The organism is Embleya sp. NPDC059237 (assembly GCF_042754105.1).
Classification (GTDB): domain Bacteria; phylum Actinomycetota; class Actinomycetes; order Streptomycetales; family Streptomycetaceae; genus Embleya.
Map to the genome: position 1 here is coordinate 1 of NZ_JBHZAE010000035.1, position 13,607 is coordinate 13,607.

13 protein-coding genes are annotated in these 13,607 nt (G+C 71.3%); 7 read left to right on the forward strand and 6 right to left on the reverse strand.

The window, feature by feature from the left end; all coding sequences use genetic code 11:
• Positions 1-394 precede the first annotated feature (394 nt).
• Together ACFXKZ_RS50585 and ACFXKZ_RS50590 are read right to left on the reverse strand one after the other, a co-directional pair.
• Complete coding sequence (locus ACFXKZ_RS50585; RefSeq protein ID WP_078979967.1) at positions 395-1,066, reverse strand: FadR/GntR family transcriptional regulator; 672 nt, start codon at positions 1,064-1,066, stop codon at positions 395-397.
• 306 nt (positions 1,067-1,372) lie between these two features.
• Positions 1,373-2,389 carry a threonine/serine dehydratase gene (locus ACFXKZ_RS50590; protein WP_380014708.1) on the reverse strand — a complete coding sequence of 339 codons (1,017 nt, stop codon included), beginning with the start codon at positions 2,387-2,389 and terminating at the stop codon, positions 1,373-1,375.
• 84 nt (positions 2,390-2,473) lie between these two features.
• Here ACFXKZ_RS50590 and ACFXKZ_RS50595 point away from each other — a divergent pair, with 84 nt between their 5' ends.
• Positions 2,474-3,364, forward strand: coding sequence for a LysR family transcriptional regulator (locus tag ACFXKZ_RS50595; RefSeq protein ID WP_380014711.1), 891 nt, complete (start codon positions 2,474-2,476; stop codon positions 3,362-3,364).
• Between the two features lie 68 nt (positions 3,365-3,432).
• Here the strand turns inward: ACFXKZ_RS50595 and ACFXKZ_RS50600 are convergent, their stop codons facing one another.
• Positions 3,433-4,671: a porin PorA family protein gene (locus tag ACFXKZ_RS50600; RefSeq protein WP_380014714.1), complete on the reverse strand. Its 1,239-nt coding sequence runs from the start codon at positions 4,669-4,671 to the stop codon at positions 3,433-3,435.
• A 476-nt stretch (positions 4,672-5,147) separates the two neighbouring features.
• On the opposite strand from ACFXKZ_RS50600, the gene ACFXKZ_RS50605 reads away from it, so the two are divergent.
• Positions 5,148-5,378: a hypothetical protein gene (locus ACFXKZ_RS50605; RefSeq protein WP_380014717.1), complete on the forward strand. Its 231-nt coding sequence runs from the start codon at positions 5,148-5,150 to the stop codon at positions 5,376-5,378.
• A 292-nt stretch (positions 5,379-5,670) separates the two neighbouring features.
• On the forward strand, positions 5,671-6,945 hold the full coding sequence (locus ACFXKZ_RS50610; protein ID WP_380014720.1) for a hypothetical protein: 1,275 nt from the start codon (positions 5,671-5,673) through the stop codon (positions 6,943-6,945).
• Positions 6,946-7,007: 62 nt separating this feature from the next.
• On the opposite strand, the gene ACFXKZ_RS50615 is transcribed toward ACFXKZ_RS50610, so the two are convergent.
• A complete protein-coding gene (locus tag ACFXKZ_RS50615; protein ID WP_380014723.1) occupies positions 7,008-7,403 on the reverse strand; it encodes a Rid family hydrolase in 396 nt (131 codons plus the stop codon).
• 48 nt (positions 7,404-7,451) lie between these two features.
• On the opposite strand from ACFXKZ_RS50615, the gene ACFXKZ_RS50620 reads away from it, so the two are divergent.
• Together ACFXKZ_RS50620 and ACFXKZ_RS50625 are read left to right on the forward strand one after the other, a co-directional pair.
• Positions 7,452-7,943: a transposase gene (locus ACFXKZ_RS50620; protein ID WP_380014726.1), complete on the forward strand. Its 492-nt coding sequence runs from the start codon at positions 7,452-7,454 to the stop codon at positions 7,941-7,943.
• A 69-nt stretch (positions 7,944-8,012) separates the two neighbouring features.
• Positions 8,013-8,903 (forward strand): alpha/beta fold hydrolase, encoded by an 891-nt coding sequence (locus ACFXKZ_RS50625; RefSeq protein WP_380014729.1) that lies wholly within the window; start codon positions 8,013-8,015, stop codon positions 8,901-8,903.
• Positions 8,904-8,944: 41 nt separating this feature from the next.
• On the opposite strand, the gene ACFXKZ_RS50630 is transcribed toward ACFXKZ_RS50625, so the two are convergent.
• Positions 8,945-9,199: an acyl carrier protein gene (locus ACFXKZ_RS50630; RefSeq protein ID WP_380014732.1), complete on the reverse strand. Its 255-nt coding sequence runs from the start codon at positions 9,197-9,199 to the stop codon at positions 8,945-8,947.
• 333 nt (positions 9,200-9,532) lie between these two features.
• Positions 9,533-10,966: an aminotransferase class V-fold PLP-dependent enzyme gene (locus ACFXKZ_RS50635; RefSeq protein ID WP_380014735.1), complete on the reverse strand. Its 1,434-nt coding sequence runs from the start codon at positions 10,964-10,966 to the stop codon at positions 9,533-9,535.
• A 213-nt stretch (positions 10,967-11,179) separates the two neighbouring features.
• Here ACFXKZ_RS50635 and ACFXKZ_RS50640 point away from each other — a divergent pair, with 213 nt between their 5' ends.
• Both ACFXKZ_RS50640 and lpdA read left to right on the forward strand, forming a co-directional pair.
• Positions 11,180-11,866, forward strand: a complete 687-nt coding sequence (locus ACFXKZ_RS50640; protein WP_380014738.1) for a helix-turn-helix domain-containing protein — start codon at positions 11,180-11,182, stop codon at positions 11,864-11,866.
• A gap of 110 nt (positions 11,867-11,976) precedes the next feature.
• Entirely contained in the window at positions 11,977-13,383 is a 1,407-nt protein-coding gene (gene lpdA / locus ACFXKZ_RS50645; protein WP_380014741.1) for a dihydrolipoyl dehydrogenase, read from the forward strand.
• The last annotated feature ends 224 nt before the right edge of the window (positions 13,384-13,607 follow it).

Here is a 13,607-nt window from a genome sequence, read left to right on the forward strand (position 1 = left end):
CGACCCGATCGCCGAACACGGGAACGGGAATGCGCCCGAGCGGGGTGAAGGACGATCAGACATCCGATGTATACCCCGTTTCCGGTCGCTCGTCTCCGATTCATCGGAGGACTGGCCGAGAAATGCCGGGTTTCCGGTGCAATTTTCCTTGAAGAGGTCTGATACATCGGGTTAATGATGCTCGCCGGGAGGGCAAAGGCGCCGATCGCTCCGAATGACCCGCCGCCTCCCGCATCGACGCCGGGTCGACGCCCGGCCGGATACGGCTCGACGCGGCCCCGGCGCATCCGGCGCATCCGACACACCCCGGACCCGGGCCCCTCGTCCTGCCGCCTCGCCGGCCGCCCGCGCCGCCCCGACCGCCCGCCCCGCAGGCTGTCCGCGCCTTCGGAACTCAGGCCATCCGCCGCAGCCACTGCTCGACCCCGCTCGTGTGCACCGTCGACCACGCGTGCGCCGCCGCCGCGTCGTGGTTCTCCAGGGCGTCCACGATCGAGTGGTGCTCGCGGATCGTGCGCAGCCACGAGTCGTCCTCGGTCAGCCCGCGCCAGATCCGGGCACGTGTGGTCGGGCTCGACAACGTCTCGAGGAGCGAGCACAACACCTGGTTGCCGCTGAACACGGCGATTTCGTGATGGAAGCGCAGATCCTGCTCGATCAGCGCCTCGTGTCCCGCGTCCGGGCTCGGCGCGTCCGCGAGCGCCCGCAGCTTGGCGATGCCCTCCGCGTCGATCCGCTCGGCGGCCAGCGCGGTCGCCGCCGGCTCCAGGATCCGGCGTACCTGGAGGAAGTCGAGCACGCTCTTGTCGTGGTGGAAGTCGACCACGAAGGAGATCGCGCCGAGGAGCAGATTGGGCTCCAGGCTCGTCACGTAGGTGCCGTCACCCTGGCGCACGTCGAGGATCTGGATCAGCGACAGCGCCTTGACCGCCTCACGCAGCGAATTCCGGGACAGGCCGAGCTTCGCGGCCAGGTCGGCCTCCTTGGGCAGCTTCTCGCCCGGCTGAAGCTCCCCGGAGACGATCATGCCCTTGATCTTGTCGATGGCTTCGTCTGTGACCGCCACGCCGATGACCCTTCCAGAGATCCGATGACTCCCCAGTATGGCGGGTCGGCCCGTACATGGACAGGGCCGCCGGCCGGCACGCGCGGGACCGGGACCGGGGAGGGTCGAATCGGGTGGGGCGCGGGGCTGACCCGCGGCACCACCGGAGCGGGGAAACCGGCTACGGAGGGGCGGCAGCGCCGCGATCCGGTCGCTGTCCGGGGTGGTGTACCGCACCGGGACCCCGTCAGCCGTCCGATCTTCCGGCGTACTCCGCAGGCTGGTCCCGGAGATCGCGTCGCCATACGTCGGGGCGTTCGGGATCGCTCAAGCGTGCCCTTCGCCGAGCGCCGCGATCTCGGCGGGCGACGCATTGCCCCCGGAGCACATCACCGCGATCCGACGCCCGGTGAACTCGGCCGGATGGGTCAGTACGGCGGCCAGTGCCGCGGCCCCCGCGCCCTCGGCCAGGGTGTGGGCGTGGGTGGCGAACAGCCGCTGGGCGACCGCGATGTCCGCGTCGGAGACCAGCAGGAAGTCGGCCAGCCCCTGCCGCAACAGCCGTTGTGGCAGGGCGAATCCGCGGCCGGTGGCCAGTCCGTCCACGACGGTGGTGTTGGTGCGCGTGACGCACGTGCCGGCGCGCCAGGAGTCGTGCGCGGCCGGCGCGGCGGCGGACTGTACGCCGATCACCCGGCAGTTCGGGGCGAGTTCGGCGGCCACGAGGACGGCGGCCGCGGCGCCGGTGCCACTGCCGATCGGGACCACGATCGCATCCAGGTCGGGTCGGGCGGTGCAGATCTCCAGGTACGCGGTGCCGACGCCGGCCACCAGGGACGGGGTGTCGCCGGGGCTGACGAGGAGCGCGCCGGTCTCGTCCGCGTACTGCTCGGCCCGCCCCTGTGCGCCGGCCATGTCCGCGCCGTGCAGCACCACGCTCGCCCCGAGCGCGCGCACCGCCCGCACCTTGGCCGGGTTCGCGCCGGCGGGCATCACCACGGTGCCGGTCACGCCGAAGGCGGCACACGCGTAGGCGATCGACTGCGCGTGATTGCCCGTCGAGTAGGTGACCAGGCCGCGGGCCCGTTCCGCCGGGTCCAGGCCGGCGAGCAGGGTCAGACCGCCCCGCACCTTGAAGGCGCCGACCGGCTGCACGTTCTCGTGTTTGACGTACACCTCGGCGCCGGTGGCCGCGTCGAGCGCGGGATAGGACCACATCGGGGTCGGTGGGAGATGGCCGGCGAGGAGATCGCTGGCGGTGAGGATGTCGGCGAAGGTGGGCGGGGGTGGGGGCGTGGGTCGGGGAGTGAGGGCCGGAGGGGGAACGGTCGGGTCGGCGGTCATGGGGTCATCCTCCGGTGTTGCCGATTCATTGGTCCAATGCCATTTTTATGGGTCATCCATCGATGGCATCGATATATTGGCCGCATGCTCGACGTCACCCGATTGCGTGTGCTCGCCGCCGTCGCCCGATACGGGTCGGTCACCGACGCGGCCCGGGCGCTCGGGTACGCGCAGCCCTCGATCAGCCATCACCTGTCGCGCCTGGAGGCGGAGACCGGCAGTCGGCTGATCCAGCGGGTGGGGCGCGGGATCCGGTTGACCGACGCCGGGCGCATGCTGGCCGAGCGGGCCGAGGAGATCCTGGGTCGGCTCGACGCGGCCGAGGCGGAGTTGGCCGCCCATACCGGGCTGCGCGCGGGCCGGGTGCGCCTGGCCGCGTTCCCCTCCGCGCTCGGCACCTTCGTCCCGCGCGCCGCCGCCGCGTTCGATGCCGCCCACCCGGGGGTCGAACTGCGCCTCATCGAGGCCGAACCGCCGGAAGCGGTAAGGCTGTTGCGGGCCGGTGAAGTGGACGTGGCGGTGCTGTTCGCGCATCCGGGCACGGTGTCGGCGGACGACGACGGGCTGCGCCGCACCCGGCTGTTGGTCGAGCCGATTCATTTGGTCACGCCGCTCGCCGTGGCCGGTGACCGGGTCGCGGACCACGCCGAGCGGCGCTGGATCACCGGCTGCGAACGTTGCCGTACGCAGTTGGTCCGCTCGTGCGCGGCGGCCGGGTTCGTCCCCGACATCGCGTTCACCACCGACGACTACGTCGCCGTCCAGGCACTGGTTGCCGCCGGCCTGGGGGTCACCACGCTGCCGGGCCTGGCCCTGGCCGCGCAGCGCAATGCGGCGGTGCGGACGGTGCGGCTGGCCGATCAGGTACGCCTGGTCGACGCGGCGGTACACGGCGCCGCGCCCGATCCGGCGCCCACGGCCGCGTTGCTGGCGGAACTGGGCCGCGCGGCGGCGGGGGTGTTGGCCGAGGGGTGATGGGACGGGCCGCGGCCCGGCCGCCGGGGTGGGGTTCCCTGGGGTCGGGCCGCTCGTGGGGGCGTGGTTCAGGTGGTCGAGGCGTTGTTGGTTTTGTGGTTGGTTCCGGCATCCGAGTCGGCATCGGCCCCCGCTTCGGCATCGGAACCGGCTGCCGGGACCGACGAGGCGGTGTTGGTGTCCGCCTTCGTGGTCGATTCCGTGGCTCCGGCTCCGGCTGCGGTCCCGGTCGCGGTTCCGGGCGCGGCCCCAACCGTCGCCGGATCCGGTGACGGCTCGGGAGCGGCCTCGGTGCGCGGCCCCGGGATGGTCGGGTCGGGCTGCGCCCGCCGGGCCCGGAATTCGAGGTACCCGGCCAGGCCGAGCAGTGCCAGGCCGAGGAGCAGCGCGACCAGCGGACCCACCACGCCGAGCAGCCACAGGGCCTGCGCGCCGTCGGCGGCGATGTCGGCCAACTCCGCGCGCGAGGCCGGCGTGGTGGTCATCTTGAGCTGCACCACCGGGAAGACCTCGGTCGGGGTGCCGTTCGCGGTCACGGCGGTCGCGGTGACCGACTGGGTGGATTCGAGGTCCACCGTGGTGCCCGTTTCGCTGTCGACCCAGCCGGTGAGGTCGGTGGTCGACGTGTACGCGAGGGGCGTGGGATCGGCCCCGCCGGTCAGATCGGCGGGCCGATTCGGGAACGCGACACCGGCCAGGGCCTGCACGGCCGCCTTGGGCATCGCGGGCGGCAGCGAGCGCAGCGTGTCCGGGTCGGCGAGCGGGCCGCTCGTGCGGATCGAGAACACGTACGTCTCGCGGCCGGCGCGTTGTTCGGTGCGGATGTACGTGGCCGGGACGGTGGTCCGGGTCGGCGAGTCCCAGAACGGATAGTTCTTCTTCTTCGGCTCCAACGGGAAGCCCGCCGTCAGACCCTTGTGCGGATTGGCGCGGGCACCCTTGGGAATGGACCGCTCCAGCAGCGTCTTGCGGTCCACCGCCCAGCGGTTGTCCACATCGGTCAGGGTCTGCTTCTGCGGACCGGACACCACGGTCCGGTCGCTCAGCACGATCGTCGAACCGGAAGTGTGCACGGCGTGCACGTGCCGGTCCACCTTCACCGGCAGGTCGCGCACGATGGCCCCGGACAGATTGCCTGCCTGCAACGCCTGGGGATCCAACATGGTCATGCCGCCGGCGAAGTGCATCGTGAAGTCGGCGTCGTCGGGCACCTGGTGCACGGCGGGCAGTACGGCGAACCGGGTCACCGCACTCGCCGTCACCAGCAATGTGGCGGCGGCACCGAGATACCAGGACGTCTTTCTCATCAGACCAGCCTCCGCAGGTCGCCAGATGGCCCCGGGAGGGCCGGATGTCCCCCCGTCGCGTCGGCGCACGCGACCTGTTGGCCCGTACCCCACCAGGATTCGCAACGGATTGCGCCAGATACCACGATTCCTACCTCAGTACGGTTGGTTCGTGGTATATCGGGCGTACGAGCTGTTGCGCCTCACTTGAACCAGCGTTCGTCGAACCGCCGTTGCCGTTGCCGTTGCGGGCGGCGTTGCAAGTGCCGCTATATGCGTCGTCGCAGCGTGCGTTGTGAGTGTCGCTGCACTTCCCCGAACATGCCTTCATGCAGCTTCTGTTGCAGCTCGCCATGCAAGTCCCAGGTCAGAGGCCTTTTTTGACGCCCCATCGGAAACATGAACAGCTCTTGGTCGTCCGCCGGGTCACTATGTGCAAAAGTGGACGAAAGGGTGCGATGTCTCATCCGACCGAACCCAGCAGAGGTGGTGCGATCATGCTCGTGGTCTACGAACTGTGCGCCGAGTACGTCGAATCGGCCGGAGCCGCCGGGGACGACACCGCCGCCCCGGTCAAGCTCTGGCACATGATCCGCAATGCCGGCACCGATGCCCTGTGTGGCCGCGCCCTCCGGCCGCACGCCGAAACCAGGTCGGATCTCGAATGGGGCACCATCCACCCCGTCTGCCACACGTGCGGCGCGCTCTACCTCCGCCAGGTGCCCTGACGCCGCCGGCTACCGGTTGACAGCCGAGAGTCGGAGTCTCGGGACCGGGCCCGGAGGTTAATACGCCCTTACCTTATGGGAATTTGCGTACAGCCTGAAGGCACATCGCTCGCTGTACGGTTCCGCGACAACGAGCCGCCGGGGACGGGCGCGGCATCGGGTGTTCGTACATGTCGGATCGATCGAGCCGCCGGGGGAGTCCGGGGGTTTCGGCGGCATGCGCGTTTCCGGGGTGCGTTGTGGCGTCGTGTCGAGTGGCGCGACGGGGTGGACACGAATTACAGGGGTGCATGTGGCGAATGCCGATGTGGTGGCTCGTGCGCGAGTCGCGCTGTTCGACGTCGAGCGGTTGTCGGCGGAGCGATTGGTCGGGATCTACCGGGTGTTGGGGGAGGTCGACGGGCCGCGGCACTACGCGCGACGGTTGGCCGTGGCGTTGCACACGACCGGGCACGTCTTCGCCCGGCACGGGGCCGACATGGGTCTCACTCTCGGGCGGCTGACCGAGGCGATCGAGCTGTGCCGAGGGTTGGACTCGACCGAACACCGGGACCGGGATGCGGTGTTGCGGGGGATGCAGGCTACTCACCAATGGGCGCTGTACCGCTACGGGCGGCGGCGGGAGGCACTTGCCGTTCGACGCGAACTCGTCGCGCTCGCCCGCGCCGGAGGGGGCGACCGCTGGGCCCTGGCCGAGGCGATCCTGGAGTTGGCCGTCGGACTGGTCGAGGACGGACGGGACGACGAGGCCGAGTCGTTGTTCGCCGAGGCGGTCGCGGTCACGGCGGGGCTGCGGCGGGACTACCGGTTGGCGGCCGACCGGCACTGGTACGTCACCGCCTACGCGGGCCACCTCGTCACGCGCGGCCGCTTTGCCGAGGCGGCGGAGGTGTACGCCCCACTGCTCGGCGACGGCAATGGCGACGGCAACGTCCTTGCCGTCGCTGTCGACGCCATGCCGGACGACCGTCGGGTGCCGATCCTGCTCTACGGCGCCCACCTGCTGGCCGCCGCGCAACGGCGCGCGGAGGGGAGGGCGGTGTTCGCGCGTGCCGTCGAGGTGTATCGCCGAGGTGTCGATCAGGGCCTGGTTCGGGGTCCGGTTCGTGGCCCGTTCCGCGGTTCGGTGCACGGCCTGCGCCACGACCAACTCGCCTACCACCTGGCTGTCTTCGGCGCCGCCGACGAGCCGGCGGATGTCGCGCACGCCACGACTCGCGACCACTGGTCGCCGACGCGCCTGGATCGGTACGTCCACGCCGAAACCGCGCTTCGTGGCGCGCTCGACGCGCCGAGGGCCGGCGCCGCCGAACGCCTGGTGCTCGAACGTCGGCTCAACGTCCGGGCCGCGTTCGCGTACATGCCCCGGGCGGACGTGATCGATCGGTTGTTGCCGGCCTTCGCCAAGGCCGTCGAGCACGCGCGGGTGTTCGCCGTCGCCGATCCGGACGTCGGTACGCCGTTGCTGGTTCGTGCCCTCACCGACCATGCCCTGCTGCTGGCCACGGTGGGTCGGGCGGCCGAGGGTGTCGCGGACTTCGAGGAGGCGGGCGCCCTGTACGGGTGACGGTGAACGGCGGTGGTCGGGTTCGGTCCGGGAGTCGTTCGGCTCCCGGGCCGGGCCCGGCCCTACCGGACGGCCAGGCCCTCGATTTCGATCAGCATGTCCGGGTCGGAGAGGGCGGTGACGCCGACCAGGACCGTGGCCGGGCGGCAGTTCTCTCGTTCCAGGCGGGCGGTGATCACGTCGAAGTGGCTGGTGACGGCGGCGACGTCGAGCGCGAAGTAGCGCAGTTGCACGACGTCCGTGAAGGTGAAGCCGGCCTCCTCCAGTGTTTCGGCGATTCGGTCGAAGGTGGTCTCGATCTGGCCGCGCAGATCCCGTACATGCACGATCGCACCGTCGGGCCCGCGGGATTCGTGACCGGCCAACACCAGCCACCGATCGGGGCGGTCCACCGAGACGGCCCGGTTGTAGCCGAGTCGATCGCCGAACATTCGCGGTCCGATGTCCTGCCTGTGCATCGCATCATCCTTCGCCCATGAGCCTGGAGGTTGGCAAAAGCTGGCAAAATGGCGCAAGTTGCCCCAGCAACTTTAACCAACTTCCATGCTCACCCCCACCGAACACGCCGCCCGGTCGGAGATCCCCACACCGGTGCCGTGTCGGATGGGTGGGTGCGTCGTTGGTGGGGTGTGGGTCGTTGGGATGGGCTGACGGATGGTCAGTGGGCGCTGGTGGAGCCTCTGCTGCCGGAACGGGCGCGGCGGCGACGGGGCGGCCGGTCGCTCGATCGGCGGGCCGTGATCGACGCGGTGGCCTGGAAACACGAGCGCCGGTGTGCGTGGTGGGAACTGCCGGAGCGGTTCGGGCCGTGGCGGACCGTCTATCACCGGTACACCGTGTGGGGCAACGACGGCACCTGGCATCGCATCCTGACCCGGCTCCAACACTGTCCCGACCCGAACGGCAATCTGGACTGGCTGATCGAGGTCGACGCGGCGCTCGGGGCCCGGGCGGCCGGTGCGCGGGGCGAGCGGGGGGACGAGTCGGCGGTGTCGTGATGCCCGGTGGGTCGTGACCCCGCGCATCGGCATCCGGCCGATGTGCGTCCGCTCTGTCACGATGTTGATATGCGTGTGTCCATAGGTGACATCCGGCTCTATTTCGATATTGATGGGCCCAAAGTCGTTCCGTACGGCCCGATCATGGTCGAGCGGCCGACCCTGGTGCTGCTGCACGGTGGTCCCGGCGCCGACCACTCCGGGTTCAAGCCCGCGATGTACGCCGCCGCGCGGTTCGCCCAAGTCGTCTACCTCGACCAGCGGGGCAGCGGACGGTCCGAGCGGGGCGATCCCGCGTTGTGGACGTGGGAACGCTGGGCCGACGACGTGGTTGCGTTCTGTGACATCGTGGACATTTCCGCGCCGATCCTGGTGGGCACCGCGAGCGGCGGGCGGGTTGCGCTCACCGCGGCCATTCGGCATCCGGGGCGGGTCGGCCGGCTCGTACTGGACAGCGTGTTGCCCGGCCGTACCGACGAGCGACTCGACGTGTTCGAACGCCTCGGTGGCGTGCGGGTACGGGAGATCGCCCGGCGCTACTGGCAGGGCGAGCGTTCCGACGAGATACGGCGGGGTTGGGAGCAGGACTGCGTACCGCTGTACTCGCGACGTCCGGACGGCGACCCCGACGCCGTGGACCGCGCGCGCCGGATCCGGTGGAACCACGACGTCGTGGAGCGGTTCCGGTACCACCTCGCCGACCACTTCGAGGAGTGGATCGGGCTCGACGCGGTCACCTGCCCGACGCTGGTCCTGGCCGGCGAACACGACCCGGTGACCACCGCGAGCGCGGCGCGGCGCCTGGCGGCCGGTCTGGTCAACGCCGAGACCCGGCTGCACGTACTGCCGGACGCCGGTCACGGGGCCTTCCGGGAGGCGCCGGAACGGTCCCTGGCCGTGCTCCGGGCCTTCCTGTCCGGGCGCAACGGCGTGTCCGCGCGGGCCGAGCGCGGTGGGTGATCGCCTGCGGCGGGCGATCGCCGGTCGCCCGCCGCAGGCGATCAGGCCGTGCCGCCCGCGCGCACTTGGTCGACGAACTCGGCCAGTCCGCTGGGCGTGACCCGCGCCAGGATCGCCGCCGGCGCGACGGAGATGCCGTACCGCTTGCCGAGCACCTCCGCGAACTCGACCGCGAGGGTCGCGTCCACGCCCAGTTCGGCGAAGGTGTCGTCGGGATCGATTCGGGTCACGTCGAGAGAGATGAGTCGGGCGGTCTGATCGACGATCTCGTCCAGAAGAGCGGCGTTGACGGACATGGCGTAACTCCTTGGCGGGTCATGGATGCGTCCCGGACGGGGAGAGGGGCGGTACACGGACACGGGCGTGGCGGCCGACGGCGGGGATGTTCCGGGGCGGCCCGTCGACCGGGCTCCGAGGCCGCCGATCGACGGCATCGGCTCCTGTCGTACCGGAGGAAACGCTAGTCGGCGCCCAGGTTCCGGCGGTAGGACACAATCGGCGCGGCGCGGGTGGCGTAGCATGGCGAATCGCCGTGACGACCAGGCCGGCGGCGGTTCGGCCGGGCGTGGCGGCCGGGCACCGCGCGGGCGCCGGGGTGGGTGTTGGGGTGGGTGTCGGGCAGGCCGGGCCTACAGCGGCGGATTCAGGCCCTCGAAGAAGGCGAGTAACACGGCCTCGCGCAGAGCGGGCGGCAGGTGGTCCAGGAGCGCGTGTACCGGGGCGAGCCGGCCATCGATCAACAGGCCGGTCTCTGCCATGAGTTCGGTCAGTGCGTCGGGCGACACCCCGCCGTCGGCGGCGGCGAGCGCGGTGAGCCGGTCGACCGCACGCAACTGCTCGGCGGTGGGCAGCGGTTCGCGGTCGGCTGCGGTGCGGGCGGCGGTGCGGAGCGCGTGGAGCAGATCCGGGACGTGGGGGCCGTGGGTCGCGGTCATGGTCAGATGGATCGTCGGCGGTACGTTCGGCTGCGACAGCTGGGGCTGCACGGCCCAACCCAGGCGCTCCAGTTCGTCCAGGAAGGCGAAGAAGTCGACGCCGTTCGTGGACACCGCGACCAGACTGGCGGCGGGAGTGCCCAGGACGCGAAGTTCCGGGATCTCCCCGACGCCGTCGACCAGTTCGCGAGTGGCGGTCAGTGTGCGGGTGACCAACTCCCGGTATCCGTCCGCCCCGAGGTGGCGCAGCACCGCCCACGCTGCGGCGATCAGTCCGCCCGACTTCGAACTCTGCATGGTCGGATTGACCACCGGATAGCCGGTCCAGTCGGACCCGACGAAGTATTGGGTCCGGCGCAGCGACGCGGTGCGGTAGAGCAGGATCGAGCAACCCTTGGGCGTGTAGCCGTACTTGTGCAGGTCCACCGAGATCGAGTCCACGCCGGGGACGCGGAAGTCCCAGGCTGGGACGGGGTGTCCGAGTTGTTCGGCGAACGGCAGTACCCAGCCGCCGATGCACGCGTCCACGTGGCAGCGCACGCCGCGCCGAGTGCAGATCGCGGCGATCTCGGGGATGGGGTCGACGACGCCGTGGCCGTAGGAGGGTGCCGAGGTGACCACCAGGACGGTGTCGTCGTCGATCGCCCGCTCGATCGCGGCGACGTCGGCGGTCATCGTGACGGGGTCGATGTCCACGATGAAGGGGTCGAGGCCGAAGTATCCGGCGGCCTTGGCCCAGGCCGCGTGCGCCGAGCGGGCGAACACGATGCGCGGGCGGGCCACGTCGGGGCGCGCGTCCCGGGCCGCCTTCGCCGCGAGCAGGCAGCTCTCGGTGCCGCCGCTGGTCCAGCTCCCGGCGGCGCCCGGCGGGGCGTGCAGCTGCTCGCCGACGATCGCGACGACCTCGTGCTCCAGCGTGGCCACGCTCGGGAAGGAGGTCGGATACAGGCCGTTGACGTGCAGATACAGTTCGAATGCGCGGACCGCGACGTCCTCGACCGTGGCCGAACCGGAGTCGAAGGTATTGGCCACCCCGGGCCGCCCGCGCCCGGGCTCGTCCCCGGCGTGCAGCGTGGTCAACTCCGCCAGCACCTCGGCCGCCGGCCGCCCGTCCGCGAATGTGCCCATTCGTGCCTCCCGATCGTTGCCTCGATGCGACCGATCACGACCCGATCCGGCGGTGTTCCCACGCGCTTCGACCCGGGGTTCGGGCACGGTAGCGCGGCGGGTGCGGGATGTCTGTAGGGATCGACGCGTGGTGTTCGCCCGCCTCCGGAGGGGGCGCGCCACCGATCGGCGCAATGCCCGGTCGAACCGGGTCTTGGGGAGTGGGCTGGGGTGATGACCGAGGAGACTGCGGGTACCGTCCGTCCATCCACCGACGCGTTGCCCGGGCGGGTGGCCGCCCGGCGACGCGAACTCGGGTTGTCCGTACCGGACATCGCCCGCCGTACGGGGCTGCCCGGCGGGTGGGTGCACTCCGTCGAGTCCGGTTCGACCGCGCCGTCGGCGCCGGCCCTGTCCCGACTCGCCGACGCGCTCGAAACCACCGTCGACGATCTGCTGGCCCCCTCGTCCGCGGCCTTCACGCACCGGATCGCGCCCGCGCCGCCGGGTCGGGAGGCGGCCCCGGAGCGGGAGGTGGTGGTGATGACGGAGGAGGAGTGTCTGGCCCGGGTCGCCCTGCAACTGGTCGGCCGGGTGGCCGCGCTGGATGCGCCCGATCCGTTCGTGCTGCCGGTCAACTACGTGCTGCTCGGCCGCGACGTGGTGTTCTGTACCGCTGCCGACTCGTCCCTGGCGCGCGTCGCGGGCCCGGTGCTGTTCGAGGTGGACGACATCGTCGACGCGGCGCGGATCGGCTGGAGCGTCCTGATCCGGGGCACGGCGGAGCCCGACGACGACCCCGCCGACATGCCGGGGCCGGACGAGGGACCGTGGCCGGCCGGGCGCCGCGACGTGTGCATCCGGATCCGCGCCGAGCGCATGACGGGGCGGCGGGTGCGACCGCCGGCGGGGGAGGCGTAGCGGGCGTGGCGGGGCGGGTGCGGCGGCGTCCGCCGGGGCGTCCGGAACACGTGCCCGCGAGGGCGCCCCGGCCGTCCCGGGCCCGACGCCGGCCGCATATCGTATGGATCATGAGCAATCACTTTGACGTCGTCGTCCTGGGTGCCGGTCCCGGCGGATACACCGCGGCGGTTCGCAGCGCGCAGCTCGGACTGCGCGTCGCGGTCGTCGAGCAGAAGTACTGGGGAGGTGTCTGCCTGAACGTCGGCTGCATCCCGTCCAAGGCGCTGCTGCGCAACGCGGAGCTGGCGCACATCTTCACGCAGGAGGCCAAGACCTTCGGGATCCGTGTCGAGGGCTCGGTCACGTTCGACTACGAGGCCGCGTTCAAGCGCAGCCGCAAGGTGGCCGACGGCCGGGTCAACGGCGTGCACTACCTGATGAAGAAGAACGGCATCACCGAGTTCGACGGGCTCGGCACGTTCGTCGACACGCACACCCTGGACGTATCGCTCACCGCGGGCGGCGTCCAGACCGTCACCTTCGACCACTGCATCATCGCGGCCGGCGCCACCACCCGGCTGCTGCCGGGCACCTCGCTCAGCGAGCGTGTGGTCACCTACGAGGAGCAGATCCTCACCGACCGGCTGCCGGAGAGCATCATCATCGCGGGCGCCGGCGCGATCGGCGTGGAGTTCGCGTACGTCCTGCACAACTACGGCGTGAAGGTGACCATCGTCGAGTTCCTCGACCGGGTCGTGCCGCTCGAGGACGTCGAGGTCTCCACCGAACTCGCCAAGCGCTACCGGCGGTTGGGCATCGAGATCCTGACCTCCACGCGGGTCGAGTCGATCGACGACGGTGACCCGAACGCCAAGGTCCGGGTCACCGTGACCCGCGACGGGCAGCAGCAGGTGCTGGAGGCGGACAAGGTCCTGCAGGCGATCGGCTTCGCGCCGCGCGTGAGCGGATACGGCCTGGAGAACACCGGCGTCGCCCTCACCGAGCGCGGCGCGATCGACGTGGACGGCCGCGGCCGGACCAACGTCCCGCACATCTACGCGATCGGCGACGTCACCGCGAAGCTGATGCTCGCGCACGCGGCCGAGTCGATGGCGGTGATCGCCGCCGAGACGATCGCGGGCGCCGAGACGATGGAACTCGACTTCCCGATGATCCCGCGCGCCACCTACTGCCAGCCGCAGATCGCCAGCTTCGGCTGGACGGAGGCGCAGGCGCGGGAGAAGGGCTTCGACGTACAGGTTGCCAAGTTCCCGTTCACGGCCAACGGCAAGGCGCACGGCCTGGGCGACCCGGTCGGCTTCGTCAAGGTGATCAGCGACGGCACCCACGGCGAACTCCTGGGCGCCCACCTGATCGGCCCCGAGGTCACCGAACTCCTCCCCGAACTCACCCTGGCCCAACAGTGGGACCTCACCGTCCACGAGGTGGCCCGCAACGTCCACGCCCACCCGACCCTCGGCGAAGCCGTCAAGGAAGCCATCCACGGCCTCGCCGGCCACATGATCAACATGTGACGAGGCGGGCCTTCGGGCTCGCCGCGCCGGACCCCGGAGCCGGAGCCACCCGGTGAAGCCGTCCGTGACGCCGATCCGGACCACTCCGGCATCCCTCCGGGATCGCCCCCGGGCGGGGGGGGGGGGGCGGCGCCCCCCCCCCCCGCCCCGCGCCCCCCCCCGCCACCCGCCCGCCCGCCCCCCCCCCCGCGCCGCGGCCCCCCGGGGGCGGGCCCGGGCCGGGG

What these genes read in the sequence shown, in the direction of transcription:
- ACFXKZ_RS50590 (WP_380014708.1), bottom strand. Translation starts at nt 2,389, where the DNA reads ATGACCGCCGACCCGACCGTTCCCCCTCCGGCCCTCACTCCCCGACCC.
- ACFXKZ_RS50595 (WP_380014711.1), top strand. Translation starts at nt 2,474, where the DNA reads ATGCTCGACGTCACCCGATTGCGTGTGCTCGCCGCCGTCGCCCGATAC.
- ACFXKZ_RS50600 (WP_380014714.1), bottom strand. Translation starts at nt 4,671, where the DNA reads ATGAGAAAGACGTCCTGGTATCTCGGTGCCGCCGCCACATTGCTGGTG.
- ACFXKZ_RS50605 (WP_380014717.1), top strand. Translation starts at nt 5,148, where the DNA reads ATGCTCGTGGTCTACGAACTGTGCGCCGAGTACGTCGAATCGGCCGGA.
- ACFXKZ_RS50615 (WP_380014723.1), bottom strand. Translation starts at nt 7,403, where the DNA reads ATGCACAGGCAGGACATCGGACCGCGAATGTTCGGCGATCGACTCGGC.
- ACFXKZ_RS50620 (WP_380014726.1), top strand. Translation starts at nt 7,452, where the DNA reads ATGGCGCAAGTTGCCCCAGCAACTTTAACCAACTTCCATGCTCACCCC.
- ACFXKZ_RS50625 (WP_380014729.1), top strand. Translation starts at nt 8,013, where the DNA reads ATGCGTGTGTCCATAGGTGACATCCGGCTCTATTTCGATATTGATGGG.
- ACFXKZ_RS50630 (WP_380014732.1), bottom strand. Translation starts at nt 9,199, where the DNA reads ATGTCCGTCAACGCCGCTCTTCTGGACGAGATCGTCGATCAGACCGCC.
- ACFXKZ_RS50635 (WP_380014735.1), bottom strand. Translation starts at nt 10,966, where the DNA reads ATGGGCACATTCGCGGACGGGCGGCCGGCGGCCGAGGTGCTGGCGGAG.
- ACFXKZ_RS50640 (WP_380014738.1), top strand. Translation starts at nt 11,180, where the DNA reads ATGACCGAGGAGACTGCGGGTACCGTCCGTCCATCCACCGACGCGTTG.
- lpdA (WP_380014741.1), top strand. Translation starts at nt 11,977, where the DNA reads ATGAGCAATCACTTTGACGTCGTCGTCCTGGGTGCCGGTCCCGGCGGA.